22 protein-coding genes and 1 tRNA gene are annotated in these 24,991 nt (G+C 69.9%); 13 read left to right on the top strand and 10 right to left on the bottom strand.

Features of this window, described 5'->3' with window-relative positions; genetic code table 11:
• The gene (locus ACEXQC_RS04530) at positions 1-1,329 is read right to left on the bottom strand and encodes a M18 family aminopeptidase (RefSeq protein WP_374818924.1); all 1,329 of its coding nucleotides are present in this window, start codon (positions 1,327-1,329) and stop codon (positions 1-3) included.
• Between the two features lie 127 nt (positions 1,330-1,456).
• Between ACEXQC_RS04530 and ACEXQC_RS04525 the strand changes: the two genes are divergently transcribed.
• Positions 1,457-5,287, top strand: coding sequence for a TM0106 family RecB-like putative nuclease (locus ACEXQC_RS04525; protein WP_374818922.1), 3,831 nt, complete (start codon positions 1,457-1,459; stop codon positions 5,285-5,287).
• Here the strand turns inward: ACEXQC_RS04525 and ACEXQC_RS04520 are convergent.
• A complete protein-coding gene (locus ACEXQC_RS04520; protein WP_374818919.1) occupies positions 5,247-5,537 on the bottom strand; it encodes a hypothetical protein in 291 nt (96 codons plus the stop codon). The two genes, ACEXQC_RS04525 and ACEXQC_RS04520, sit on opposite strands and share 41 nt — an antisense overlap.
• 226 nt (positions 5,538-5,763) lie before the next feature.
• Between ACEXQC_RS04520 and ACEXQC_RS04515 the strand changes: the two genes are divergently transcribed.
• Together ACEXQC_RS04515 and ACEXQC_RS04510 are read left to right on the top strand one after the other, a co-directional pair.
• Positions 5,764-6,285, top strand: a complete 522-nt coding sequence (locus ACEXQC_RS04515; protein WP_374818916.1) for an SRPBCC family protein — start codon at positions 5,764-5,766, stop codon at positions 6,283-6,285.
• Positions 6,282-8,816, top strand: a complete 2,535-nt coding sequence (locus ACEXQC_RS04510) for an ATP-grasp domain-containing protein (protein ID WP_374818913.1) — start codon at positions 6,282-6,284, stop codon at positions 8,814-8,816. Before ACEXQC_RS04515 ends, ACEXQC_RS04510 begins: the two co-directional genes overlap by 4 nt.
• A 23-nt stretch (positions 8,817-8,839) precedes the next feature.
• On the opposite strand, the gene ACEXQC_RS04505 is transcribed toward ACEXQC_RS04510, so the two are convergent.
• The 4 genes from ACEXQC_RS04505 to ACEXQC_RS04490 form a co-directional block, all read right to left on the bottom strand.
• Positions 8,840-9,145, bottom strand: a complete 306-nt coding sequence (locus ACEXQC_RS04505; protein WP_374818910.1) for a hypothetical protein — start codon at positions 9,143-9,145, stop codon at positions 8,840-8,842.
• An 81-nt stretch (positions 9,146-9,226) separates the two neighbouring features.
• The gene (locus tag ACEXQC_RS04500) at positions 9,227-9,964 is read right to left on the bottom strand and encodes an ABC transporter ATP-binding protein (RefSeq protein ID WP_374818907.1); all 738 of its coding nucleotides are present in this window, start codon (positions 9,962-9,964) and stop codon (positions 9,227-9,229) included.
• A complete protein-coding gene (locus ACEXQC_RS04495) occupies positions 9,964-10,773 on the bottom strand; it encodes an ABC transporter permease (protein WP_374820119.1) in 810 nt (269 codons plus the stop codon). Before ACEXQC_RS04495 ends, ACEXQC_RS04500 begins: the two co-directional genes overlap by 1 nt.
• Positions 10,774-10,807: 34 nt before the next feature.
• Positions 10,808-11,500, bottom strand: a complete 693-nt coding sequence (locus ACEXQC_RS04490) for a phosphocholine cytidylyltransferase family protein (protein ID WP_374818905.1) — start codon at positions 11,498-11,500, stop codon at positions 10,808-10,810.
• Positions 11,501-11,727: 227 nt separating this feature from the next.
• Between ACEXQC_RS04490 and ACEXQC_RS04485 the strand changes: the two genes are divergently transcribed.
• The 3 genes from ACEXQC_RS04485 to ACEXQC_RS04475 are packed head-to-tail and all read left to right on the top strand — an operon-like array spanning position 11,728 to position 14,775.
• On the top strand, positions 11,728-12,876 hold the full coding sequence (locus ACEXQC_RS04485; RefSeq protein ID WP_445451966.1) for an ABC transporter ATP-binding protein: 1,149 nt from the start codon (positions 11,728-11,730) through the stop codon (positions 12,874-12,876).
• Entirely contained in the window at positions 12,852-14,423 is a 1,572-nt protein-coding gene (locus tag ACEXQC_RS04480) for an ABC transporter permease (protein WP_374818902.1), read from the top strand. Before ACEXQC_RS04485 ends, ACEXQC_RS04480 begins: the two co-directional genes overlap by 25 nt.
• 58 nt (positions 14,424-14,481) lie before the next feature.
• On the top strand, positions 14,482-14,775 hold the full coding sequence (locus ACEXQC_RS04475) for a DUF3039 domain-containing protein (RefSeq protein WP_374818900.1): 294 nt from the start codon (positions 14,482-14,484) through the stop codon (positions 14,773-14,775).
• 6 nt (positions 14,776-14,781) lie between these two features.
• Here the strand turns inward: ACEXQC_RS04475 and ACEXQC_RS04470 are convergent, their stop codons facing one another.
• Positions 14,782-16,044: a nicotinate phosphoribosyltransferase gene (locus tag ACEXQC_RS04470; protein ID WP_374820115.1), complete on the bottom strand. Its 1,263-nt coding sequence runs from the start codon at positions 16,042-16,044 to the stop codon at positions 14,782-14,784.
• Positions 16,045-16,160: 116 nt separating this feature from the next.
• Here ACEXQC_RS04470 and murI point away from each other — a divergent pair, with 116 nt between their 5' ends.
• Genes murI through ACEXQC_RS04450 form a run of 4 tightly spaced genes read left to right on the top strand, consistent with a single transcriptional unit; the run spans position 16,161 to position 19,445 of the window.
• Positions 16,161-17,018, top strand: coding sequence for a glutamate racemase (gene murI / locus ACEXQC_RS04465; RefSeq protein ID WP_374818897.1), 858 nt, complete (start codon positions 16,161-16,163; stop codon positions 17,016-17,018).
• Complete coding sequence (gene rph / locus ACEXQC_RS04460) at positions 17,015-17,779, top strand: ribonuclease PH (RefSeq protein WP_374818894.1); 765 nt, start codon at positions 17,015-17,017, stop codon at positions 17,777-17,779. The genes murI and rph overlap by 4 nt, the downstream gene beginning before the upstream one ends.
• The gene (gene rdgB / locus ACEXQC_RS04455) at positions 17,776-18,381 is read left to right on the top strand and encodes an RdgB/HAM1 family non-canonical purine NTP pyrophosphatase (protein WP_374818891.1); all 606 of its coding nucleotides are present in this window, start codon (positions 17,776-17,778) and stop codon (positions 18,379-18,381) included. The genes rph and rdgB overlap by 4 nt, the downstream gene beginning before the upstream one ends.
• Before the next feature lie 47 nt (positions 18,382-18,428).
• A complete protein-coding gene (locus ACEXQC_RS04450) occupies positions 18,429-19,445 on the top strand; it encodes a cation diffusion facilitator family transporter (protein ID WP_374818888.1) in 1,017 nt (338 codons plus the stop codon).
• Positions 19,446-19,471: 26 nt separating this feature from the next.
• Here the strand turns inward: ACEXQC_RS04450 and ACEXQC_RS04445 are convergent, their stop codons facing one another.
• The 3 genes from ACEXQC_RS04445 to ACEXQC_RS04435 all read right to left on the bottom strand — a co-directional run bounded on the left by ACEXQC_RS04445 (position 19,472) and on the right by ACEXQC_RS04435 (position 21,600).
• On the bottom strand, positions 19,472-20,224 hold the full coding sequence (locus tag ACEXQC_RS04445; protein WP_374820113.1) for a DedA family protein: 753 nt from the start codon (positions 20,222-20,224) through the stop codon (positions 19,472-19,474).
• Between the two features lie 33 nt (positions 20,225-20,257).
• Positions 20,258-20,339: transfer RNA gene (locus tag ACEXQC_RS04440), tRNA-Leu, on the bottom strand.
• A 28-nt stretch (positions 20,340-20,367) separates the two neighbouring features.
• Entirely contained in the window at positions 20,368-21,600 is a 1,233-nt protein-coding gene (locus ACEXQC_RS04435) for an MFS transporter (RefSeq protein ID WP_374818885.1), read from the bottom strand.
• 54 nt (positions 21,601-21,654) lie between these two features.
• On the opposite strand from ACEXQC_RS04435, the gene prfB reads away from it, so the two are divergent.
• From prfB to ftsX, 3 genes are all read left to right on the top strand, one after another.
• Positions 21,655-22,764 carry a peptide chain release factor 2 gene (gene prfB / locus ACEXQC_RS04430; protein ID WP_374818882.1) on the top strand — a complete coding sequence of 370 codons (1,110 nt, stop codon included), beginning with the start codon at positions 21,655-21,657 and terminating at the stop codon, positions 22,762-22,764.
• Positions 22,765-22,864: 100 nt separating this feature from the next.
• Positions 22,865-24,004, top strand: a complete 1,140-nt coding sequence (ftsE, locus tag ACEXQC_RS04425; protein ID WP_374818879.1) for a cell division ATP-binding protein FtsE — start codon at positions 22,865-22,867, stop codon at positions 24,002-24,004.
• Positions 24,001-24,915: a permease-like cell division protein FtsX gene (gene ftsX / locus ACEXQC_RS04420; RefSeq protein ID WP_374818876.1), complete on the top strand. Its 915-nt coding sequence runs from the start codon at positions 24,001-24,003 to the stop codon at positions 24,913-24,915. Before ftsE ends, ftsX begins: the two co-directional genes overlap by 4 nt.
• Positions 24,916-24,991 lie beyond the last annotated feature (76 nt).

The following is a 24,991-nucleotide window of genomic DNA, read 5'->3' as shown; positions in this document are numbered from 1 at the left end:
TCAGGCTCCCGCGAGGAAGGCCGTGAGCGCGTCGGCGAGACCGCGCAGATCGTCGACGTGAGCGAGTTCGCGCGCCGAGTGCATCGAGAGCAGCGGTGGGCCGACATCCACCACGCGGATGCCGAGACGTGTCGCGGTGAGCGGGCCGATCGTCGATCCGCACGGCACGGTGTTGTTCGAGACGAACTCCTGCACGGGCACTCCGGCGGCCGCGGAGACGCGGTGCCAGAGGGCGGCGCCGTGCGCATCCGTGGCGTAGCGCTGGTTGGCGTTGATCTTGAGCAGCGGACCGCCTCCGGCGACGGGGCGGTTGGCCGGGTCGTGGCGCTCGGGGTAGTTGGGGTGCACGGCGTGGCCGGCGTCGGAGGAGACGCACCAGGAGGCGGAGAGGGCCTGCGCGAAGTGCTCGGGATCCGCCGCTGCGGTGTCGAGACCGGAGGAGATGCGGCGCAGCACGTCGGCGAGGCAGGGCCCGCTGGCGCCGGAGCGCGATTCTGAACCGAGCTCTTCGTGGTCGAAGGCGGCCAGCACCGGGATGCGGGTCGGCCCGCTCGGCGCATCCGAATCCGGCTCCGCTGCATCCGCATCTCGCCCATCCGGGGCCGCGAGCAGCGCGGTGAGACCGGCGTGCACCGAGGTCAGGTTGTCCATGCGGCCGGCGGCGAAGAGCGCGTCGTCGAGACCGAAGCGGGCGGGAGCGGCGGTGTCGGCCGTGAGCAGGTCGTAGCCCGCCACGCTGTCGCCGCTCGCGAGGCCGGCCCGCTCGGCCAGGATGCCCACCAGATCGGCCTGAGACACGTCGCCCACACCGAACACGGGGGCCGTGTGCCGCTGGCGGTCGAGCGTGAGGCCGTTGTTGGCCTCGCGGTCGAGGTGCACGGCGAGCTGCGGGATGCGCAGGAACGGTCCAGTGCGCACGAGGTGCTCCACGCCGTCGCGGTCCACGATGCGGCCGGCGAGCTCGAGTTCGCGATCGAGCCAGGAGTTGAGGAGCGGTCCTCCGTAGACCTCGACTCCCGCCTGCAGCCAGCCGTTCGAGCCGATGGTTGGGCGCGGCTTGAGCTTGAATCCGGGGGAGTCGGTGTGGGCGCCCACGATGCGGAAGGGAGTGGTGGGCCCGGCTGCGGCGGGCACGGTCCAGGCGATGACGGCGCCGTCTCGGCGCACGTGGTGGCGGCCGGGCGTCGACACCCAGGCATCGCCCTCGTGGAGCTCGGTGGATCCGGCCGCCGACAGCCGTGCGGCCACCTCGGCGGCGGCGTGGTACGACGACGGAGACGCCTGGATGAACGCGGCGAGGTCGGCGATGTAGGCGTCGGTGTCGGGCATCCCACCATCCAACCACGGTGGGTCACCGGTGTCGGGGGCTGCCGATAGCCTTCTCGAGACCAGGACGCCGGACCGGGACCACCAGGACCACCGGTGCCGGCACCGTCACCAGGATCGGAGGAGCGGCGTGATCATCTCGGGCGAGGGTGGCACCGTGCTCTACAGCGCCACCGACCTCACCGCGGCCGCGGCCTGCGAGTTCGCCCTCGTGCGGCGGTTGGATGCGAAGCTCGGGCGCATCGACCCCCTCCCTGAATCGGTCGACGAGATGCTCGAGCGCACGGCTCGCCTCGGTGACGCGCACGAGCTGCGCACCCTCGAGCGGCTGCGCGCGGAGTTCGGACCGTTCCGGCCGGATGCCGGGGCCGGGGTGGCCGAGATCGAGCGTCCGGAGCGCACGACCCCGGAGGCGCTCGCTGCTCAGCAGGCCCACACCGTCGAGGCGCTCAGGGCGGGCGCCGACGTCGTCTTCCAGGGCACCTTCTTCGACGGCCGTTTCCTCGGTTTCGCCGATTTCCTCATGAGGGCGGGTGAGACATCCGCGGGCCCCGTCTACGAGGTCTACGACACCAAGCTGGCCCGGCACGCCAAGATCACCGCTCTGCTGCAGCTCGCGGCCTACGCCGATCAGCTCGAGCGCCTCGGAGTGCCCACGGGGCCGGAGGTGCACCTGCTGCTGGGAGACGGATCGACCTCCACCCACCAGCTGCGTGACATCCTGCCCGTCTACCGGGATCGGCGGGAGCGCCTCGAGGCCCTGCTCGACGACCGGGCGCGGGCGGGTGTGGCGGCGGTCTCGTGGGGTGACCAGCGCTATGCGATCTGCGGACGCTGCGACGTCTGCGCTCCGGAGGTGGAGGCGCACGACGATGTGCTCCTCGTGGCGGGGCTCCGCCTCACGCAGCGCGAGAAGCTGCGCACCGCCGGCATCCCCACTCTCACGGCGCTCGCGCGTTCGGACGGTCCGGTCGCGGATCTCGCCGACAGCACGCTCGCGGGCCTCCGCGACCAGGCCGCCATGCAGCTGCAGGGGCGAACGGGCCTCGCCTACCGTGTCTTCGACGCCTCGGCGCTCGGTGCTCTGCCGGCCCCCGACCCGGCCGACATCTTCTTCGACTTCGAGGGCGACCCCCTCTACACGGAGAACGGCGGCCCGGAGTGGGGCCTCGACTACCTCTTCGGCGTCATCGAGCACGCGGCCCCACCAGCGCTGCGTCCATCGCCTCCGCACGACCCGACGGCCGCGACCAGGCTCGAGGGGCCGTGGGGCGACTCCCTGCTCGGGCTACCGAGGCCAGGGGGTGTCGATCCGCAGACCGTGTTCCGGCCGTTCTGGGCGCACGACCACGCGGGCGAGCGCGAGGCGCTGCGGGCGTTCCTCGACTACGTCACCGAGCGGCTGCACGCCCACCCCGATCTGCACGTCTACCACTACGCGAACTACGAACGTGCCCACCTGCAGTCGCTGTGCGCGCGGCACGGCGTGGGGGAGGAGCAGCTCGACGAACTGCTGAGGCGTGGTGTGCTCGTCGATCTGTATCCGATCGTGAAGAAGAGCCTGCGGGTCAGCACGCGTTCCTACAGCCTCAAGAAGCTCGAGCCGCTCTACATGGGCGATCAGCTCCGAGACAGTGACGTCACGAACGCGGCCGACTCCATCACGGCCTACGCCCGCTACGCCGACCTCCGCGCCGCCGGCGACACCACGGCGGCCGACGCCCTGCTCGCCGAGATCGCCGACTACAACGAGTACGACTGCGTCTCCACCCTGCGCCTCCGCGACTGGCTCCTGCAGCGCGCCACCGAGAACGGCACCGGCCCGCTCGTCGCCCCCGGGGTTGATCCGTCAGTCTCCGACCAGACCCTGCTCGAGGTGGCACCAGGCACCGAGATCGACCCCACCGCCGACACCGACCCGGGCGCCGAGGGCTTCACCTTCACCGAAAGCCCGGTGCACACGGCCCTCCGCGCGTTCCTCGAACACACCGCTCGCCCCCAGGCGCCGCTCACCGATGACGCGGATGGCAAAGACTCCGACGATCCGGACCACGCCGGCCTCGCCGATCCCACCCACCCCACCGGCATGGACGAGGCAGATCGCACCGCCATCGCTCTGGCCGCCGCGGCCATCGACTACCACCGCCGTGAGGACAAGTCGTTCTGGTGGGAGCACTACGGCCGCCTGGAGCGCCCCCTCGAGGAGTGGGCCGACACGCGCGACGTGCTCGAGGTCACGGAGGCCCGGGTCGACCGCGACTGGTACCGCTCGGGTCGGCAGAAGGCCGATCGGCGCGAGATCCGCCTCCGAGGAGTGCTCGCTCCCGGCAGCAGGCTCGAGCCGGGAGCCTCGGGGCGGTTCTTCGTCTACGACCCGCCGCATCCCTGGTCGGATCCGCGTGCCCGCCCCACCGACCGCCTCGCTCACGCGCGCACCACCCTCGACGAGGTGCGCGAGCTCGACAACGGCGTCACCCAGTTCGTGTTCACCGAGGTGCTCAAGGTGGGGGAGCAGCCGCACTCGGCCATCCCGGTAGCCGTAGCCCCCTCCGCCCCGCCCAAGACCGACTCCCTGCAAGCGGCGATCGCCGAATGGGGCGCCGCCCTCGTCGACGCCCTCCCGCACCTCCCCGCCGACCCCGCCCTCGACATCCTCCGCCGCCGATCCCCCCGCTTCCACCCGCCTGCCAACGGGCTGCGGGAGGTGGGCGACGGGCCGCGCGGCACGATCGACGCCATTCGCGACTCGCTGCTCGACCTCGACGACTCGTTCCTCGCCGTGCAGGGCCCTCCCGGCACCGGCAAGACCTACACCGGGGCGCGTGTGGTCGCCGATCTCGTGCGGATGCACGGCTGGCGCGTGGGCATCGTCGCGCAGTCCCACGCGGTCGTCGAGAACATGCTCGACGCCATCGTCGCCGCCGGAGTCGACCCCGCCGCGGTCGGCAAGTCGAGCGACGCCCCCACGGCGACCTTCACCCCCCTCTCCGGCCGCGACGCCCTCGGCCGCTTCCTCGCGAACGCCGAACGCAACGAGGCCGGCGTCGTCATCGGCGGCACGGCCTGGGACTTCACTAACACCGGCCGCGTCGGCCGCCGCAGCCTCGACCTCCTGGTCGTCGACGAGGCCGGCCAGTTCTCCCTCGCCAACACGATCGCCGTGAGCGTCGCCGCCCGCAATCTGCTGCTGCTCGGCGATCCGCAGCAGCTGCCGCAGGTCACCCAGGGCACGCATCCGGAGCCCGTCGACAGCTCGGCACTCGGCTGGCTCACCGAGGGGCACGATGTGCTGCCGCACCACCTCGGCTACTTCCTCGACGTGAGCTGGCGCATGCACCCCGAGGTCTGCGCCCCGGTCAGCGCACTCTCCTACGAGGGCGAGCTGCACTCGAAGCTGCCGGCCACCACCGACCGCCATCTCGAGGGCATCGATCCTGGCCTCCACCTGCGGCCGACCGTGCACGCGGGCGACTCCACGCGCTCGGTGGACGAGGCCGAGCAGGTCGCCGACATCGTGCGCACTCTCATCGGCCTGCCGTGGAGCGATCCGAACGAGAGCGGATCCGCGGATGCGACGCCCAGCCGCCCGATCGACGTCGCCGACATCATCGTGGTCGCCCCCTACAACGCCCAGGTCGAACTCGTGCGGCAGACGCTCGCCGACGCCGGGTTCGAGGGTGTGCCCGTCGGCACGGTCGACAAGTTCCAGGGCCGGGAGGCGGCGGTGGCGATCGTCACGCTGGCCGCCTCGGCGGCGGCCGATGTGCCGCGGGGGATCGGCTTCCTGCTCATGAAGAACCGCCTCAACGTGGCGATCTCCCGGGCGAAGTGGGCGGCCTACCTGGTGTACTCGCCCGCGCTCGTCGACCACCTGCCGGTCAACGCCTCCGAGCTGGCGACGCTCTCAGGCTTCCTGCGGCTCACGCAAGGGGTTCCCAGCGGCCGTGCACCTGGCGGGTGACCTGCCAGGCGATCGGCTCCACCGAGACGCGTGCGCCGTCGATGCCCTGCTCGGCGATGAGGAAGGCCGCCTCGTCGGTGTCGGCCGTGAACCGCACGGTCACGCGGGGGCGCCCGGAGACGATCGCGATGTCGGATGACTCGACCGTCGTGAAGTCGGCGATGGTCTGGGTGAGGGTGGGCAGAACCGTCTCGGGCTTCACGCCCAGCTCGAGGGTTCCGACGATCATGGTGACGCGATACGAGGGCATGCGCCCAGCGTAGGGGAGCGCGCCCACCCGCGGCAGGTCGCGGGGCGGGGGGCCGCGACCGGGTGGTGGTCTGCGAGCGGATGCTAGGCCGCGACTGGGTGGTGGTCCGCGAGCGGATGGTGGGCCGCGAGCGGGTGGTGGTGGGCGGCGGATCTTGACGTGGGGTCGCGGCGGATCTGAACGTCGGGTCGCGAGCGGTGCGCAACCGGCGCGGTACGGTGGGCGGATGGAGCCGGTCGTGTTCACCGCCGCCGTCGACACCGTGGCCGGTGCGCGGGTGGCGTTCGATCGCGTCGTGCCGCGCGACGACAGCGACCTCTTCACCGGCTACCTCGTGCTCCCCGCGGTCACCGGCGTCACCGACCAGACCGGCCCCTGGACCATCCCGGGCTCCCGCCGCACCGTGCACCTCTCCGACGGAGGCACCTTCCACGAGCACCTCCTCCACCACACCCCACCCCCACCTGCGACCCCGGCGGGCAGCGGCGGCGATGGGAGTGAGGCCGGCGTCGGCGTGTTCGACTATCGCGTGACCGACTTCACCGGGGCGCTGTCGCACCTCGTGTCGGAGGCCACGGCGCGCTGGCGCTACGAGCCCACTCCGACCGGCTCGCGCATCCGCTGGACCTACGAGTACGTGCCCCTCCCGCGCCGCCGCTTCGTGGTCGAGCGGCTGATCGGCCCGATCTGGCGCCGCTACATGACCCGCAGCCTCGCGGTCTGCGCGCGTGTGGCCGAGGGCGGATGACGGCGGTCCTCCTCACCGGCTCCCGCGCGCCGGTGACGCTCGACCTCGCCCGCCGGTTCGCCGCCGCCGGGGCGTTCGTCGTGGTGGCCGACAGCCAGCCCGCCCTCACGTCGGCCTCGAAGGCGGTGGGCGCGTCGTACCGGGTGCCGACGGCCAGGTTCGCGCCGTGGGAGTTTGCAAAGGCGATCGCCGGGATCGCCGAGCGCCACGCCGTCTCGCTCATCGTGCCGACCTGCGAAGAGATCTTCTGGCTCGCCGGGGTACGCGACACGGGGCAGGTGGCCGGCCTCGACGACCGTGTGTTCGCCCCACCGCTGCCGGTGCTCCGCCGCCTGCACGACAAGGCGCGCTTCGCCGACCTCCTCGCCGAGCTCGGCATCCCGCACCCCACCACCCGAGTGATCGACTCGGGGATCGAGTGGCGCCGCCTCTCCCGCCGCCGCACCCAGACCGCCACCCCCACCCAGAGCGCCACCCCCACCCAGAGCGTCGACCGCACCCAGACCGCCACCCGTAGCGGGTCGGCAGCGGGTGGCGAATCCGGGCCCGTCGTCGCGAAACCGGCTCTCTCGCGCTTCGGCGCCTTCACCCGCCGGATCGGCGCGGGCGAGCCGCTTCCCGACGTCGGAACCCTCACTCCCGAGCACCCCTGGCTCGTGCAGGAGCTCATCGAGGGCGCCGAGTTCTGCGTGCACGCCGTCGCCATCGCCGGTCGCCTCACCGCCTTCGCGGCCTACCGCCCCGTAGCCCGAGCCGGGCCGGGCGCCGGAGTGGCCTTCTCCCGCCTCGCCGAGCACCCCACCCCGACGGTTCCCGGTGAGCAGGATGCGGTCGCGGCGGCCCGTGACATCGCCGAGCGGATCGCCGCCCACCTCCACCTCACGGGCCAGTTCGGCCTCGACCTCATCGACAGGGGAGCGGATGGAGTGGTGGTGCTCGAGTGCAACCCCCGAGCCACGAGCGGCCTGCACCTCTACACCGACACCGACGACCTCCCCGCAGCCTTCCTCCCTCACCCACCCGCCGCCGACGCCGCGGCTCTCGCGATCGCCGGTGGCCTCGACGGATCGCGGATCGCGCGGCCGGGTTCTGCCTTCGCGCGGCTGGGGCTGCCGCATGCGCTGTACGGGTTGCCGAGCGTTCGTACGGGCGCTGATGCGGTTCGCTTCCTCCGTCAGAGCCGGTACCGGGATGTGCTGCAGGGCGGGAGCGACCGCATCCCGCTCGGCGTTCTCGCACGGTCTCTGGCTGTGCAGGCGGCGGTGGCCGTGAGGTCGCGTTCGAGCCTGCTCGCCGCCTCCACCCACGACATCGAGTGGAACGGCGAGCCCCTCCCGCCCGACCCCGGCATCGGCGCCGCCGGCCACGGGCGAACCGCCGAAATAGATGCCACCACCCTCGCGCCGGGGTGGGCGGAGGCGCTCGTGGCAGAAACGGCGCGGCCGGGAGGCACCCGCGACCTCGCCCCCAACATCGACGTGCGCATGGAGACCCTGCAGGTGGGCAACGACGTCCTCCCCGTCACCCTCCCGCGCAAGGCCGACCTCCCCGCCCGCGCACCCCGCCCCACCCACCCCCCGCAGAGCTACGTCGTCTCCCCGCGCACCCACTACCTCCACTACTCCCGCGAAGAGCTCACCGAACTCTCCAGCCCCGCACTCCGCTTCGCCGCCGCCCGCGTGATCGACCTCCTCGACAGACTCACCCGCCCCGCCCGCCTGGACGACATCGCTTTCATCGGCAACTCGCTCCTCTCCACCAACCTGCAACCCGACCCCTCCGAGTCCGCGATCCGCGCGGCCACCGCAGACCTCGCCACCCGGCATCCGCACCTCGCCGTCGGCTGGCGCAGCGTGCACGGCCGCGGCTCGAACCTGCCCGAGACCCTCCGCCGCGCCGGCTACCGCCTCATCCCCTCGCGCAACGTGCTCTTCCTGCCCACGAGGGGCACCGCGTGGCGTCGGATGCGCGACACCCGCCGAGACGCCGAGCTGCTCGAGCGCTCCGGCTACCGCCTCGCCCCGGCCGCCATCGACCCCGCCACGGGCACCTCGGATCTCGCCACCCGCACCCGCATCGCCCACCTCTACGATCTGCTCTACGTCGACAAGTACTCCGCACTCAACCCGCGCTACACGGCCGAGTTCGTCGGCGCAGCCCAGCGCACCGGCCTGCTCCGCTTCACGCTGCTCGAGCGCGACGGCCGCATCGACGGCGTCTTCGGCTACGTGGTGGCCCACGGCCAGCTCGCCGCCCCCGTGGTGGGCTACGACACCGCGCGCCCCCAGGAGGACGGCCTCTACCGCATGCTCAGCTACGGCATCGCGAGCACCGCGCACGAGGCCGGCGTCGACCTGCACGGTTCGAGCGGAGTCGCCGCCTTCAAGCGCAACCGGGGCGCGGATGCCGAGATCGAGTACACGGCGGTCAGCACGAGACACCTCGCGTGGCCCAGGCGGGCGGCCTGGGCCATCCTCGGCACGGCGATCGATCGAATCGCCGTGCCCCTCGTGCAGCGCCAGGGCCTCTGACCGCCGCACAGCCAGCACCGCCCTCAGAAGCTCACCCGCCACAGATACTCATCCCCGTTCGGCCGGAACCACCGGATGATGAGCACCGCAGACACCGGCAGAGTCGACCCCCGGATGCGCAGCACCACCTCCGCCCCGGGAGCCAGCAGCAGCGGCGGCGTGGCCCGCATGACCCCGCTGCCCAGCAGACTGAACGACAGCCCGCGCAGCGGCTCGTCTCCCGCATTGCGCAGCAGGTAACGATGGGGTGCCTCCCGCCGGTCGAGACGCAGCGGCACCCGATAGGCGACGGTTTCGACGGGCAACGGGGAGAGGTGACGGCTGACCATGCCGACAGTAGAACCCGCACCACCGACGATACGAGCCCGAGAAGCCCCGCACGGGCCCCGCCTGTGGACAAGCTGCCGAGATCAGCCGGCTGTGTCGGAGGAGTACCGGTCGAGCGCCTCGCCGATGGGCCCGTCGAAGACCAGCCGACCGCCCTCGAGATACAGGCCCCGCGTGCAGAAGCGCCGCAGGTCGCGTTCGTTGTGCGAGACGAAGAAGAGCGTGCGCCCGCCGTCGAGCAGCTCCTCGATGCGGCGGTAGCACTTCTCGCGGAAGCCCTTGTCTCCCACCGCCAGCACCTCGTCGACGAGGATGATCGGCTCCTCGAGCTGCGAGATCACGGAGAACGCGATGCGCACCCGCATGCCGCTCGAGAGGTGCTTGTAGGGGGTGTCGAGGAAGTCGCCGATCTCGGCGAACGAGATGATGTCGTCGAAGCGCTCGTCGACCTCGCGGCGGGTCATTCCGTGCAGCCCGGCGGTGAGGTAGACGTTGTCGCGCACCGACAGGTCCTCCACGAACCCGCCCGTGATCTCGATCAGCGGTGCGACACCCTCGTGCACGCGCACCCGACCCTCGTCGGCCAGCACCACCTCGGCCACGAGCTTGAGCAGCGTCGACTTGCCCTGACCGTTGCGCCCGATCACACCGATCGCCTCACCGGGCTGCACCGTGAAGCTCACGTCGCGCAGAGCCCAGAACTCGCCCGGCCGGGAGCGCCGGGTGCTGCCGGCGAACAGATCCTTGAAGCTCCGGCGCGCGCGCTTGTTGCGCTTGAAGCGGATGCCGACGCCCTCGACCTCGATCACAGCCCCCGCCATCAGATCTCCTTCAGCACGGATCGCTCCGAGCGCTTGAACACCAGGATGCCGATGAAGAGCAGCGCCACGGACATGCCGGCCCCCACTCCCACCTGGTACCAGTCCAGCTGGTCGCCGAAGAAGCCCGCACGGTAGAGCGAGAAGATCCCGCTCAGCGGGTTGAAGGCCGCGAGCGGCTGCAGGGCGGCGGGCAGGTCGTGCGTGCCGTAGATGATCGGCGAGGCATAGAAGAGGAACCGCAGCGCCAGCTTGACGGCGCGCTCCAGATCGCGGAAGAACACCACGAGCGGCGCCACGATGAGCGCCACCCCCACCGTGAGCACCGCCTGCAGCAGGATGCCGAGGGGGAACAGCAGCAGTTGCCACCCGACGGTCGCGCCCGCGAAGATCGCGAACGCCGCGAGCACGGGGAGGCTCGCGAGGAACTCGATGCCCTTCGAGAGCACGAGCCGGTTCACCCAGATGGTGCGCGGGATCTTGGTCGAGCGGATGAGCTTCGCCTCACGCAGGAACGCACGCGTCGCATCCGAGACGGTGCCGTTGAACCACATCCACGGCAGCAGCGCCGTGAGCAGGAACACGATGTACGGCTCGGTGCCCACGGGCCGCTGGAAGACCTGGGTGAAGACGAACCAGTAGATCCCCGCCATGACGAGCGGATCGAGGATCGACCACAGGTAGCCGAGCACCGAGGTGGAGTAGCGCACACGCAGATCGCGCCGGGTGAGCAGCCACAGGGAGTGCCGGTACCGCGACCAGCTGCCGCCCCTCCTGGACAACGGCGCCCGAGTCGCAACGCTCACCTGCAGAAGCCCCTTCGTGATGGATCGAGGCCTAACTCTGTCACACGAAGAGGTTCGCGCGCTCCAGGTCTTCGGCGAAGTCGACCTCGACCGCGTACAGGTCGGAGATGTCGACGGGCTCCACCAGCAGGCGGTCCTTCTCGATGGCGAGCTCGATGCCGCGCTCGAAGTAGTCCTGGTCTCCCACACGCTGCAGGTGGCGGATGAGCGCCGCCTTGTCGGTGCTCGAGATGTAGTTGATGCCGACCGCTTCGCCGAGGCCGCCCACGACGGTCTTCGAGAGCTCGTCGATGTAGCCCTCGGCGGTGGTGGTGTACTTGACCTCTTCATCCGACACCTTGGCGGTGTTGACGGTCACGAACGACTGGTCGCGGGCGATCATGGACACCGCGCGGTCGAGCACGGCGGGGTCGAAGACCACGTCGCCGTTCATCCACAGCACGCCACCGGCCGACGACGCCTGGAGGGCGCGGAGCAGGCTCTTGGAGGTGTTGGTCTGGTCGTACTCCTCGTTGTAGACGAAGGATGCCTCGGGGAACGCCTCGATGATGTGCTCGAGCTTGTAGCCCACCACGATGGTGACCTTGGCGGCTGCGCCGAAGGCGTGGTGGATGTTGTCGAACTGCTGGCCCATGATGGTGCGGCCGTCGCTCAGCTCGGTGAGAGGCTTGGGGAGGGAACGGCCGAGCCGCGAGCCCATGCCTGCGGCAAGAATGACTACCTGCGTGGTCATGATGTCTCCTCTTGATTGCGGCCTGATGTTCACCGGGAAGTCGTTCACCGGTAATTCACTCGACCAACCTTCACCGTACTATGCCGACCCTTCCCTGGCTCGGAGTGAGCGTGTATCGTTTCTCATTCGTGATGCGCGCCTCGAGCCCGGAAGGTGCCACACTGGGAGCTTCGCGTCTAGATAGCGGGCCCCGGTGCAGGGCGACAGAGGATTGATAGGTTTATTCGGTGAGCTCAGAGTCCGACAATCCATCAGCGCAGGGAGCTCCGTCGAGCAGCGCCCGCGCTCCACGTCGAGCCCCCACGAAGGCCTCGGCCGCCACCACGGCCGCCAAGCCCAAGACCACTCGAGCCCCCGTCAAGCGCACCACCGCAGCGAAGGCCCCAGTGCCTGCAGAGCCGGTCGACGCCGTCGTCGCTGAGGCAACTGAGACCAACGCCGAGACCCACGCCGAAGCTCCAGCCCCCAAGAAGCCCGCCGCCCCGCGCAAGCCGGTGCAGCGCAAGACCCCGGCAGCTCCTCGAACGCCCGCCACCCCGCGCACCCCTCGCACTCCGGCCAAGCCGCGCACGGCTCCCGTGCCGCCCCCCTCGGTCGTGCGCGACCTCGATCCGTCGAAGATCGCTCTCTCCATCTCGGGGCTGCGCAAGAAGTTCGGCAGCACCACGGCCGTCGACGGCATCGACCTCGACGTGCCCCAGGGCTCCTTCTACGGCATCGTCGGCCCCAACGGCGCCGGCAAGACCACCACGCTCTCGATGGTCACCGGTCTCCTCCGCCCCGACGGCGGAGTCGTCACCGTGCTCGACCAGGACGTCTGGCGCGACCCGGCCGCCGCGAAGCGCCTCATCGGCGTGCTGCCCGACAGGCTGCGCCTCTTCGACCGCCTCACCGGCCGTCAGCTCCTCTACTACTCGGGCTCGCTCCGCGGCCTCGACACCGCGACCGTACGGCAGCGCAGCGACGACCTCGCCACCGCCTTCGGCCTCGAGGATGCGCTCGGCCGCCTGGTCTCCGACTACTCGGCGGGCATGACCAAGAAGATCGCCCTCGCCTGCGCCATGATCCACTCGCCGCGCATCCTCGTGCTCGACGAGCCGTTCGAGTCGGTCGACCCGGTGTCGGCGGCGAACGTGGTCGACATCCTCGAGAAGTACGTCACCGGCGGGGGCACCGTCGTGCTCTCCAGCCACAGCATGGACATGATCCAGCGTGTCTGCGACCGGGTCGCCATCATCGTGGAGGGCCGTGTGCTCGCCAAGGGCACCGTCGACGAGGTGCGCGAAGGCGGCACGCTCGAGCAGCGCTTCATGGAGCTGGCCGGCGGCCGCAAGAGCCCGGAAGGCATGGAATGGTTGCTGAGTTCCTCCGACTGAGGCTGAGGCTCCTCGGCAACACGTTCAAGCGCAGCACGTCCGAGCTCACCGGTGTGGTCATCGGTGCGATCCTCGCCCTGCTGCTCGCCGTCGCCGCCGTGGTGGCGCTCGTGATGCTGCGGGATGCACCGGCCGATCTCGCCCGCAACTCCGTCGTGCTCGGCGGCTCGCTCGTGGTGGCGGTGTTCTGGTTCGCCCCCGTGCTGTTCTCGCTGCGCGACGGAACGGATCCGCGGGCGTTCTCGCTCCTGGGTCTCACTCCCGACCGCATCGCCTTCGGCCTCTTCGTGGTGGCCTTCGTGAGCCTCCCGGCCGTGGTGGTCACCGTGGCCTCGCTCGCGACGGTTGTGACCTGGTCGGCCTCCCCGGGCTCGACCCTGCTGGCTCTCGTCTCGGCCCTGCTCGGCGCGATCACGTGCGTGCTGGGCGCCAGACTCTCGCTCTCCCTCTCGGCCTTCGCGTTCGCGAGCCGTAGGGCCCGCGATCTGGGCGCCGCAGCGGCAGTGCTCGCCCTCGTGGTGATCGTGCCAGGCCTCGTGCTGCTCGGTCTCACGGGCTGGGGCAACGACGGAGGCGGGTTCTTCACCACCCTCACGGGCATCCTCGGCTGGACTCCGCTCGGAGCCGTCTGGGCCGTTCCGGCCGATGCGGTGAACGGCCAGTGGGTCTTCGCGGTGCTCAAGCTGCTCATCGCCGCCGCGACGGTCGCGCTGCTGTGGCTGGCCTGGAAGGGCCTCGTGGCCCTCATGCTCGTGACCCCGGGGCGCGACATCGAGGTGCGCGAGCACTCCGGTCTCGGCTGGTTCGCCCGCACCCCCACCACGCCCATGGGTGCCGTGGCCGCCCGCACGCTCACCTACTGGGAGCGCGACGCCCGCTACTACGCGCAGCTCGTGATCGTGCCCGTCGTGCCTCTCGTGGCCGTGATCGTCTTCATCTTCGTGGGCGTGCCGATCGAGTACACCGCGCTGCTCCCCGTGCCGATCATGTGCGTCTTCCTCGGCTGGGCCGTGCACAACGACGTGGCGTTCGACAACACGGCGGTCTGGCTGCACGTCGTGACCGGTCGCCTCGGACTCGCGGATCGGGTGGGGCGCATGGTGCCGGTCATTCTCATCGCGATCCCGCTCATCGGCATCGGATCCTTCCTGAGCGTGCTCTTCGCCGACCAGCTCGACGCCCTGCCCGCCGTGCTGGGAACGAGCACGTGCCTCGTGCTCGCCGGCCTCGGCCTCGGCAGCGTGTTCTCGGCGCGGTTCCCGTACCCCGCCACCCGCCCCGGCGACAGCGCGTTCTCCCAGCCGCAGGCCACGGGCGCCACGAGCGTGCTGGCCCAGGTCTTCTCGTTCTTCGGCACCGTCGCGCTCTCCACACCGGCGATCGTGTTCGGGGTGCTCGGCGTCTTCGTCGATCCCGAGTACTACTGGCTCTCGCTCTGGACCGGGCTCGGCGTGGGAGTGGTGGTGCTCGTGGTGGGAGTGGCCGCGGGAGCCGCCATCTTCAACCGCCGCGGCCCGGAGATCCTCGCCGCAGCCCTCCGCAACTAGATCCCGGCATCCCGACACCTCGGCAGGGTGGTCGCGGAGCGCAGGTAGAATCATGCTCATGACTGGCGCATTCGATCGCACCTCCGAGCCCGGAGACCTCCCCGACGGCGGTGGCGGAACCACGACGCTCGACCGCGAGCTCGAAGAGCTGCTCAACACCGAGAACATCGATCCAGGAGACCACGAGCGTTTCTCGCACTACGTGGAGAAGGAGAAGATCCTCGAGTCGGCGATGACGGGCAAGCCCGTGAAGGCGCTGTGCGGCAAGAAGTGGACGCCGGGGCGCGATCCCGAGAAGTTCCCGATCTGCCCCACCTGCAAGGAGATCTACGAGCGCCTGCTCGACGAGTAGGTCTGGTCAGACCGCTTCGAACACCGTGGGGATGGCGGGCATACCGGCGGCGAGCCGGAACGCCTGATCCGGCAGCTCCGTGAGCACGGTCTCGCGGTGGGCGCGCGCCGCCACGACACCGGCGGCGCCGAGGTGCTGCGGGTCGGCGACACCGTCGGCCATGAGCGGCACGTGCAGTGCCCGCCCTGGAGCATCCGCCGGAGCCGCTTCGCCCACGTAGATCGTCTCCGAGACGGCCGTGCCCGAGTCGTCGAGCAGGCGCACCGGATGCTTGCGGCCGCCGTGGGTGGCCTTGTCGGCCGATTTCTTGGCCACCGGGATCCAGCGGCCCTCGCCGTCCTGCCTGGCGACGAGCTTGTAGACGAGGCCGGCGGCCGGGTGCCCCGAACCTGTCACCACGGAGGTGCCCACGCCGAAGGAATCGACGGGGGTGGCCCGCAGTGCGGCGATGGCGTACTCGTCGAGGTCGTTGGTGACCGTGATCTTCGTGCTCGTGGCCCCGAGGTCGTCGAGCTGACGGCGGACGGCTCCGACGAGGGTCAGCAGGTCTCCCGAGTCGAGTCGCACCGCGCCGAGAGACGTGCCCGCCACCCGCACGGCCGTGGCCACACCCTCCGGCACGTCGTAGGTGTCGACCAGGAGGGTCGTGGAGGGGCCGAGAGCGGCCACCTGGGCGCGGAACGCCTCCTCCTCCGAGTCGTGCAGCATGGTGAACGCGTGCGCGGCGGTGCCCATGGTGGGCACACCCCAGGTGCGGCCGGCCTCGAGGTTGGAGGTGGCGCCGAAGCCCGCGATGTAGGCGGCGCGTGCGGCGGCCACGGCGGAGCGCTCCCCGGTGCGACGCGACCCCATCTCGGCGAGCGGGCGCCCACGGGCGGCCGAGACCATGCGGGCGGCGGCACCGGCCACCGAGGTGTCGTAGTTGAGCACCGAGAGGATGAGAGTCTCGAGCAGCACGCCCTCGGCGAAGCTCGACTCCACCACGAGCAGGGGGGAGTCGGGGAAGTAGACCTCGCCCTCCCGGTAGCCGCGGATGCGCCCTGTGAAGCGGTAGTCGGCGAGCCAGTCGAGGGTGGCTCTGCTCACCACGTCGTTCTCGCGCAGGTACTCGAGCTCCTCGTCGCCGAAGCGGAACCCGTCGATGAGCTCGAGCAGTCGACCGGTGCCCGCGACCACGCCGTAGCGGCGGCCGTGCGGCAGCGACCGGCCGAAGGCCTCGAACACGCACGGCCTGTCGTGGGTGCCCGCCCGGATGGCCGCATCCACCATGGTGAGCTCGTAGCGGTCGGTGAGCAGGGCCGTGGATCCAGGCCTGGCCACAGGCTCGAGGGGCAGGTCGAGGGGCGCGTTCACGCTCCGAGCCTAGGCGGCTAGGCTGATCTACCGTGAGTGACAGGCCGATCGGGATCTTCGACTCGGGCGTGGGCGGATTGACCGTCGCCCGGGCGATCCGGGATCAGCTGCCCCGCGAGTCCCTGCTCTACGTGGGCGACACCGCGCACTCGCCCTACGGCCCCAAGCCGCTCGCCGAGGTGCGCCGCTTCGCCCTCGAGGTGCTCGACGATCTCGTGGAGCAGGACGTCAAGATGATCGTGATCGCGTGCAACACGGCCTCCTCCGCCATGCTGCGCGACGCCCGCGAGCGGTACAGCGTGCCCGTGGTGGAGGTCATCCAGCCCGCCGTGCGCACGGCCGTCTCGGTCACCCGCAACCACCGGGTGGGCGTGATCGCGACCACCGGCACCATCCAGTCGCGCGCCTACGACGACGCGTTCGCCGCCGCTCCGCACCTCGAGCTGTTCAGCCAGGCGTGCCCCGAGTTCGTGCAGTTCGTCGAGGCCGGAGACACGACGAGCCGCGAGCTCGTGGCCCTCGCCGAGCACTACCTGCGACCGCTCGTCGAGAACGGCATCGACACCCTCGTGCTCGGCTGCACCCACTACCCGTTCCTCAAGGGCGCGATCTCGTACGTGGTGGGGGAGGGCGTGCAGCTCGTCTCGAGCGACACCGAGACCGCCAACGACGTCTACCGCACTCTCGTGCGCAGCGGCATCGAGCGCACCGCGCCCGGCCGCCCGACCTATCGCTACGAGGCGACGGGCACGAGCGCGGAGGAGTTCATCCGCCTCGCCGAGCTGTTCCTGGGGCCCGAGGTCTCCTCCGTGGAGCTCGTCGAGACCGGCACCATCCCCATCACCCGCACGGCCCCGATCACCACCTACCCCGCAAGGAGCACCCCATGACCGACGCCGCCACCCGCAAAGACGGCCGCACCGTCGACGAGCTCCGCACCGTCACGATCGAGCGCGGCTGGAGCGAGCAGGCCGAGGGATCGGCCCTCATCTCGTTCGGCAAGACCAAGGTGCTCTGCACCGCCTCCTTCACGAACGGCGTTCCGCGCTGGAAGTCGGGCTCGGGCAAGGGCTGGGTCACCGCCGAGTACGCCATGCTCCCGCGAGCCACGAACGACCGCACCGACCGCGAGTCGGTGAAGGGCAGGATCGGCGGGCGCACGCACGAGATCTCGCGCCTCATCGGCCGCTCGCTGCGCGCTGTCGTCGACATGAAGGCCCTCGGCGAGAACACCATCGTGATCGACTGCGACGTGCTGCAGGCCGACGGCGGCACCCGCACGGCCGCCATCACGGGCGCCTACGTGGCCCTCGCCGACGCCATCGAATGGGCGCGCGGCAAGAGGTTCATCGGCCAGCGGTCCACCCCGCTGCTCGACACGGTCTCCGCGGTCTCCGTGGGCATCATCGACGGTGCCCCCATGCTCGACCTGGCCTACGTCGAAGACGTCAAGGCCGAGACCGACATGAACGTCGTGGTCACGGGCCGCGGTCTCTTCGTGGAGGTGCAGGGCACCGCCGAGGGCGCTCCCTTCGACCGCACCGAGCTCAACAACCTGCTCGACCTCGCTCTCAAGGGCACCGATGAGCTCGCCGCTCTGCAGCGCTCGGTGCTAGAGGGATCCGCGGGCGACGCGGCCTCGGGCAAATGAGCCGCATGCGCGTGGTGCTCGCCACCCACAACGCCCACAAGGTGGAGGAGTTCCAGGGAATCCTGGGCGCCGTGCTGCCCGAGCTCGAGATCGTCGCGTACGACGGACCCGAGCCGGTGGAGGACGGCGTGACCTTCGAGGCCAACGCGCTCATCAAGGCGCGTGCGGCCGCCGCCCACACGGGGCTGCCCGCGCTGGCCGACGACTCCGGCATCTGCGTCGATGTGCTGGGCGGCGCGCCCGGCATCTTCTCGGCCCGCTGGGCGGGCCACGGCAGGGGATCGCAGGCCAACCTCGACCTGCTGCTCGATCAGCTGGCCGACATCGCGCCTGAGCACCGCGCGGCCCAGTTCGCGTGCCATATCGCCATCGTCGTGCCGGAGACGGGTTTCGAGAAGGTCGTCTCCGGTCTCTGGCCGGGGCGTCTCGCCGAGCAGGCGCACGGAGGGGGCGGCTTCGGCTACGACCCCATCTTCGAGCCCGAGGGCCACCAGGTCTCGGCCGCCGAGCTGTCGGCCGCCGAGAAGAACGCGATCAGCCACCGGGCACGGGCCTTCGAGGCCGCCATCCCGGTGCTGAGAATGAGCGTCATTCCTAACTAGCGCGATCGGTGGCAGCGCGGGCCGCGGGGCGGCTAGCGTGGAGGGTGATGACGAACTCCACCGTGCCAGAAGGCTCCGCTCCCGCAGGCTGCGGGGGAAGCCTCTCGCACGGGTCCCCTGAGGAGCGGGCCGAGCAGGCCAGCACGAGCCGCGGCCACTCCGGTCACGACCACGGATCGGGAGCCAACCGCACACGACTCACCGCCGCCATCGCCATCGTGGCCACGGTGCTCGTGGTCGAGGTCGTCGGGGCCGTGCTCTCCGGCTCGCTCTCGCTCTTCGCCGACGCCGGCCACATGCTCTCCGACCTCATCGGACTCATCGTCGCCCTCATCGCCACGATCGTGGCCGCGCGCCCCGCCAACGACAGGCACACCTACGGCTACCAGCGCTCCGAGGTCTTCGGGGCGCTCATCAACAGCCTCATCCTCATCGGCGTCGCCGTCTTCGTGACCATCGAGGGTGTCGGGCGGCTCCTCTCGACCGAGGGCGGCGAGGTGCAGGGCGGTCTCATGCTCGTGGTCGCCGCGATCGGTCTCGTGGCCAACTTCGCCTCGCTCATGATCCTGCGGGGTGGCGCCAAGACCTCCATCAACATGCGCGGCGCCTACCTCGAGGTGCTCGGCGACCTGCTCGGCTCGGTGGCCGTCATCCTGGCGGCGCTCGTCATCCTCCTCACGGGCTTCGAGAAGGCCGACGCCATCGCGTCGCTGCTCATCGCCGCCATGATCGTGCCGCGCGCCATCTCGCTGCTCCGCGACGTGGTGGCGGTGCTCAACCAGTCCACGCCCTCGGCCATGGACGTGCAGGGCATCCGGGACCACATCCTCGAGGAGCCAGGCGTGGTGGCGGTGCACGACGTGCACGTCTGGGCCATCACCTCGGGGCAGTACGTGTTCTCGGCGCACGTGGTGGTGGAGCCGATCGTGTTCCAGCAGAACGCCACCGGCCCTCTGCTCGACGCCCTAGGTCGCTGCCTCACGGTGCACTTCGACGTGGAGCACTCCACGTTCCAGCTCGAGCCGGCTGAACACGCCAGGCACGAGGAGAACCACCACGCCTGAGCGGCGCGGCTGCTCGGGTCGGGCTGCTACTTCGTGGGGCGGTTGTCGACGTCTCCGCCGAAGACCTCGGGCTCGAGGGTGAGTCGCTCGGCGGCACCGGTGATCTCGATCTCCTCCTCGATGGCGGCCTCGACATCCTTCTTGGCCTTCGAGCGCTCGCGCAGGTAGTGGAAGACGGTGGGGATGATGGTGAGCACCACCACGGCGATGAGCACCACGTCGAGGTACTTCTCGGTGAACTCGCGCACGGGCTCGATCTGGCCGAGGCCGAAGCCGAGCAGCGTGATGCCCGAACCCCAGATGAGCGCACCGATGGCGTTGTAGAGGGAGTACTTCTTGTAGTTCATGTGGCCGACGCCCGCGGCGATCGGGGCGAAGGTGCGCACGATCGGCACGAAGCGCGCCATGATCACGGCGAGGGCGCCGAAGCGCTCGAAGAAGGCGTTCGTGCGCTCGACGTTGCGCACGCTGAAGAGCCCCGACTCCTTGCGTTCGAACACCCTGGGCCCGAACTTGTGCCCGATCAGGTACCCCACCTCACCGCCGAGGAACGCCGCGAGCGAGATGGCGAGGCACACCCACCAGATGTCGATGCCGAACTTGCCGCCCACCGCCAGCACACCCGTGAAGAAGAGGAGGGTGTCGCCCGGCAGCAGGAACCCGACCAGGAGTCCCGTCTCGGCGAACACGATCGCGCAGACCACGAGCAGGGCCACGGGGCCGAAGACCCCGCCGAGCAGGGTGTTCGGATCGAGCCACGGGATGAGGGCTTGCGGCACTGCGGAAATCACGGCTCTCCAGTCGTTCACGAGTACGGGAGAAGGGACTTGAACCCTCACGCTCGAAAGCACAGGAACCTAAATCCTGCGTGTCTGCCAATTCCACCACTCCCGCAGATACGAGTCCAGTGTAGGGGAGCGGCTCAACGCCTCCTGTGAGGCAGGTAACGGGGCACATTCCGCACCAGGATGCCGGCACCCACGAGACCGACGACACCCATGAGCCCGGTCGCGAGCGGCAGCGACGCGACCACCACGATGGCCGAGACCGCCACGGGCGCGAGGGCCGCACCGGCATCGGCGGTGAACCGGAACGCGCCGAGGAAGGGGGCGGGGTCGTCGCGGGGCGCGAGGTCGGCGCTGAGCGTCATGATGATGCCGCTGCCCACGCCGTTCGCCACACCCATCGTGATCGCGATCACCACGAACCACTGCACCGCACTCGCGAGATCGTGGGTGAAGGCGAGAGCGATGAGGGCGAGGCCCATGCCCACCATCGAGGGCACCACGCTCCACAGCCGGCCGAAGCGGTCCATGATCTGCCCGCTCGTGTAGAAGAGCGCGAAGTCGGCGGCCGCGCCGACGCCGATCACGATCGCCGTGGTCTCGGTCGAGAGGCCGATGCTCACGGCCCACAGCGGCAGGATGGCCATCCGACTCGCCCGGAGGGCCCCCACGACCGCGGCGCCGCTGCCGATGCGCACGAGCGCACCGCGGTTCTGCCAGATGGTGCGGAAGAGCCCGACGGGCTTCACCGGCACGAGCCTTCCATCAGGCTCGACGGGGGAGCGACCGGTCGTCGGATCCTTGATGACGAGCAGCACCGCGATCACCGACACAGCGCACACGAAGTGCACCACGAACGCCGCAGAGGTGGTGCCGCTCAGCGCGATGACTCCCGCGCCGAGGAACGGGCCGATGAACCACCCGGCCCTGAACGACCCGCCGAGCGTCGAGAGGGCACGCGCCCGGATGCGCACCGGCACGAAGACGGTCATGAACGCCTGGCGGGCGAGGGCGAAGACCGCGGCGGCCAGCCCGAGCGCGAAGATCGCCAGGCCGAAGAGGGCGGCGGTGGCCGCGAACAGGGCGAGGGTCATGGCGGCGATCGACACGACGGCAGACGCGATCATGGCGCGCTTCTCGCCGATCCTGGAGACGAGTGCGCCGCTCGGGATGTCGCCGGCGAGCTGTCCCACCACGATCATGGCGGCGATGAGGCCGGCGCCCGCGAGGTCCGCTCCGAGCGAGACGGCCACGGCGGGGATGATCGGGATGACCGCTCCCTCGCCGATGCCGAACAGCAGGGAGGGGAGGAGTGCGGGGAGGGCGATGGAGCGGAAGCGGAAGCCGTCGTCCGTGCCCGCATCCGTCATTGCGACTACTTTACCCGGGTCAACGATCGGGTCGGTCACTAGACTGGGGGGATAATGCTCGACTTAGACCTCAGTGAACAGATCCAGCAGCTCCGCACCACCTTCAGCGACATCCGATCGGTCGTCGACGTCGACGGGCTCCGGGCGGAGATCTCGCGCCTGAGCGAGGCGGCCGGTGTGCCCGACCTCTGGGACGACACGGATGCGGCGCAGAAGGTCACGAGTGCGCTCAGCCACCGACAGGGCGAGCTGGCCAAGATCGAGTCGATCGAGTCGCGGCTCGACGACCTCGAGGTGCTCATCGGCCTCGCGAACGACGAGGGCGACGAGGAATCGGCCCAGGAGGCGCGTGTGGAGCTCGTCTCCATCCAGAAGGTGCTCGGCGACCTCGAGGTGCAGACGCTCCTGAACGGCGAGTGGGATGCGCGGCCCGCCGTCATCACCATCCGCTCGGGCGCCGGTGGCGTCGATGCCGCCGACTTCGCCGAGATGCTCATGCGCATGTACCTGCGCTGGGCCGAGAAGCACAACTACCCCACCACGGTCATGGACACGAGCTACGCCGAGGAGGCCGGCATCAAATCGGCCACCTTCGAGGTCGACGCGCCCTACGCCTTCGGCACGCTGAGCGTGGAGGCCGGCACCCACCGCCTCGTGCGCATGAGCCCCTTCGGTGCGGCGGGCAAGCGTCAGACGAGCTTCGCCGCCGTGGAGGTCATCCCCCTCATGGAGGAGGCCGCGGCCATCGAGATCCCGGAGAACGACATCCGAGTCGATGTCTTCCGCTCCTCGGGCCCCGGTGGCCAGTCGGTCAACACCACCGACTCCGCCGTGCGCATCACCCACCTCCCCACGGGCACCGTGGTGTCGATGCAGAACGAGAAGAGCCAGATCCAGAACCGGGCGGCGGCCATGCGCGTGCTCGCCTCGCGACTGCTGATCATCCAGCGCGAGCAGGAGGCGGCTCAGAAGAAGGAGCTCGCCGGCACCATCACCGCGAGCTGGGGCGACCAGATGCGCAGCTACGTGCTGGCGCCGTACCAGATGGTCAAGGATCTGCGCACCGACTTCGAAGTCAACAACCCCTCCGCGGTGTTCGACGGCGATCTCGACGGCTTCATCGCTGCGGGCATCCGCTGGCGCAAGACCAAGCACGACGACTGAGCGGCGCCTCTGCGTCCCGGATCATGTGAATCCTATGAATCGGGATCGCTAGCGAGTCGTGCCGTCGATTCCGCGTGGGCCTGCTTAGAGTCATCACGTCATGATTAGGTTTGATCACGTAACCAAGACCTACCGGGGTACGAAGCGGCCGGCTCTCAACGGAGTCGACCTCGAGATCCTGCGCGGCGAATTCGTCTTCCTCGTCGGTGCGTCCGGCTCCGGCAAGTCCAGCTTCCTGCGGCTCGTCCTCAAAGAGGATCGGCCGACGGGTGGCAACATCCATGTCCTCGGGCAGGACCTCAATGCGATCTCGAATCGCAAGGTCCCGTACTTCCGCCGCAACCTCGGCGTGGTGTTCCAGGACTTCCGACTGCTGCCCGGCAAGAACGTGTTCGACAACGTCGCGTTCACCCTCCAGGTGATCGGCAAGTCGCGCGGCTTCATTCAGGAGGCCGTTCCCGACGTGCTGCAGATGGTGGGTCTCGCCGAGAAGGCGAACCGCCTGCCGCACGAGCTCTCGGGCGGTGAGCAGCAGCGTGTGGCGATCGCCCGCGCGGTGGTCAACAAGCCCGCCATCCTGCTGGCCGACGAGCCCACGGGTAACCTCGACCCCTCCACGAGTGCCGGCATCATGACCGTGCTCGAGCGCATCAACGCCGGTGGCACCACGGTTGTGATGGCCACGCACGACAACGCGATCGTCGACCACATGAAGCGACGCGTCATCGAACTCGTCTCCGGTCAGATCGTGCGTGACGAGGATCGCGGTGGCTACGGCATGACCGCCGAGATCGCCCTCAAGGATTCCGGGCTCACCGCCGAGATCGCTCTCGGCGAGGGCCTCGTGCGACCCGTCGGGCCTGCGCAGCCGCACGCGGCTCCCGCGCCGGTCGGTGCCGGAGCATCTGCCTCCGCATCTCCCTCGAATCAGTCGCAGCCCGTGCAGCGGATGCAGTCGGAGCCCGTCGAGCGCGTTCAGGTCGCCCCCGTGCAGACCGTCGAGCCCCAGGAGCCCGAGCGTCACGCCTACCCGGCGCAGGCGACCGGCCCGCAGTCGCCCCTGCCCGTGCAGCCCTCCGAGGCCGAGCCCGCGCAGCCCGCCGCCCAGCAGGCTCCTCAGGAGCCTGCGCCCTACGACCCGGCCACCGAGTCGCTCACCCTTGCCGAGAAGCTCGGCCTCCGTGCGCCCGGAGCGCCCGCCGATCCGTCCCGAGACCAGAACGTGGGGCCCACGACGTGAGATTCGCACTCATCCTCGGAGAGGTCGGCACCGGCCTCCGCCGCAACGTCTCGATGGTGGTGTCGGTTGTTCTCGTGACCTTCATCTCGCTCACCTTCGTGGGTGCCGCCATCCTGATGCAGATGCAGATCGGCCAGATGAAGAGCTTCTGGTACGACCGTGCTCAGGTGGCCGTCTACATGTGCACCGCCACCTCGGGTGGCGACAACTGCGCCAGCGGTGAGGCGAGCCCCGATCAGATCGCGGCGGTGCAGGCTCAGCTGGAGTCGCCGACGCTCGCTCCCTTCATCGATCAGTTCTACTTCGAGACCCACGAGCAGGCGTTCGAGAACTTCCAGGAGCAGTTCGCCGGCAACGCGGTCACCGAGTACGTGACGGCCGACCTCCTCAATCAGACCTTCTGGGTCAACCTGGTCGACCCCGAGCAGTCCGCGGTGCTCAGCGAGAGCCTGTCAGGGCTCGCGGGTGTGGAGAGTGTGGTCGATCAACGAAGTTATCTCGAGCAGATCTTCTCCATCCTCAATGCGGCGAGCTTCACGGCCATCGGGGTGGCGGCGCTCATGCTCGTGGCGGCGGTGCTCCTGATCGCCACCACCATCCGTCTCTCGGCGTTCTCGCGGCGACGTGAGCTGGGGATCATGCGGTTGGTGGGTGCATCGAACAGGTTCATCCAGACTCCGTTCATCCTCGAGGGCATCATCGCGTCGCTCATCGGATCGGTGCTCGCCGGTGCCGCCATCTGGGCGATCGTGCGGTTCTTCGTGCAGGGCTATCTGGCGCAGGAACTGCCGTTCACCTCGTTCGTGAGCGATGCGGATTCGTTCGTGGTGATACCGATCCTCATCCTGGTGGGTGCTGTGCTGGCCGCCTTCTCGGCGAAGTTCGCCATCACGAGGTACCTCAAGGTCTAGACTGGTGGGGGGGGGGGGGGGGGGGAAGAGCACCAACCCAGCAAGAAGAGAAACGCACCGCGAAAACGAAAAAAAA

Source organism: Herbiconiux liukaitaii (assembly GCF_041927495.1).
GTDB classification, from domain to species: Bacteria; Actinomycetota; Actinomycetes; order Actinomycetales; family Microbacteriaceae; genus Herbiconiux; species Herbiconiux liukaitaii.
The sequence above is the reverse complement of the archived record's forward strand: the minus strand, read 5'-3'. Positions and strand labels throughout refer to the sequence as shown.

Bases quoted from the DNA above. Each gene is read 5' to 3' on its own strand.
- ACEXQC_RS04435 (WP_374818885.1), bottom strand. From the start codon at position 21,600: ATGACGGATGCGGGCACGGACGACGGCTTCCGCTTCCGCTCCATCGCC.
- ftsE (WP_374818879.1), top strand. From the start codon at position 22,865: ATGATTAGGTTTGATCACGTAACCAAGACCTACCGGGGTACGAAGCGG.
- ACEXQC_RS04480 (WP_374818902.1), top strand. From the start codon at position 12,852: ATGGTTGCTGAGTTCCTCCGACTGAGGCTGAGGCTCCTCGGCAACACG.
- ACEXQC_RS04490 (WP_374818905.1), bottom strand. From the start codon at position 11,500: ATGACCACGCAGGTAGTCATTCTTGCCGCAGGCATGGGCTCGCGGCTC.
- ACEXQC_RS04475 (WP_374818900.1), top strand. From the start codon at position 14,482: ATGACTGGCGCATTCGATCGCACCTCCGAGCCCGGAGACCTCCCCGAC.
- ACEXQC_RS04450 (WP_374818888.1), top strand. From the start codon at position 18,429: ATGACGAACTCCACCGTGCCAGAAGGCTCCGCTCCCGCAGGCTGCGGG.
- ACEXQC_RS04470 (WP_374820115.1), bottom strand. From the start codon at position 16,044: ATGGTGGATGCGGCCATCCGGGCGGGCACCCACGACAGGCCGTGCGTG.
- ACEXQC_RS04505 (WP_374818910.1), bottom strand. From the start codon at position 9,145: ATGGTCAGCCGTCACCTCTCCCCGTTGCCCGTCGAAACCGTCGCCTAT.
- prfB (WP_374818882.1), top strand. From the start codon at position 21,655: ATGCTCGACTTAGACCTCAGTGAACAGATCCAGCAGCTCCGCACCACC.
- ACEXQC_RS04510 (WP_374818913.1), top strand. From the start codon at position 6,282: ATGACGGCGGTCCTCCTCACCGGCTCCCGCGCGCCGGTGACGCTCGAC.
- ACEXQC_RS04515 (WP_374818916.1), top strand. From the start codon at position 5,764: ATGGAGCCGGTCGTGTTCACCGCCGCCGTCGACACCGTGGCCGGTGCG.
- ACEXQC_RS04530 (WP_374818924.1), bottom strand. From the start codon at position 1,329: ATGCCCGACACCGACGCCTACATCGCCGACCTCGCCGCGTTCATCCAG.
- ACEXQC_RS04520 (WP_374818919.1), bottom strand. From the start codon at position 5,537: ATGCCCTCGTATCGCGTCACCATGATCGTCGGAACCCTCGAGCTGGGC.
- rdgB (WP_374818891.1), top strand. From the start codon at position 17,776: ATGAGCCGCATGCGCGTGGTGCTCGCCACCCACAACGCCCACAAGGTG.
- rph (WP_374818894.1), top strand. From the start codon at position 17,015: ATGACCGACGCCGCCACCCGCAAAGACGGCCGCACCGTCGACGAGCTC.
- ACEXQC_RS04500 (WP_374818907.1), bottom strand. From the start codon at position 9,964: ATGGCGGGGGCTGTGATCGAGGTCGAGGGCGTCGGCATCCGCTTCAAG.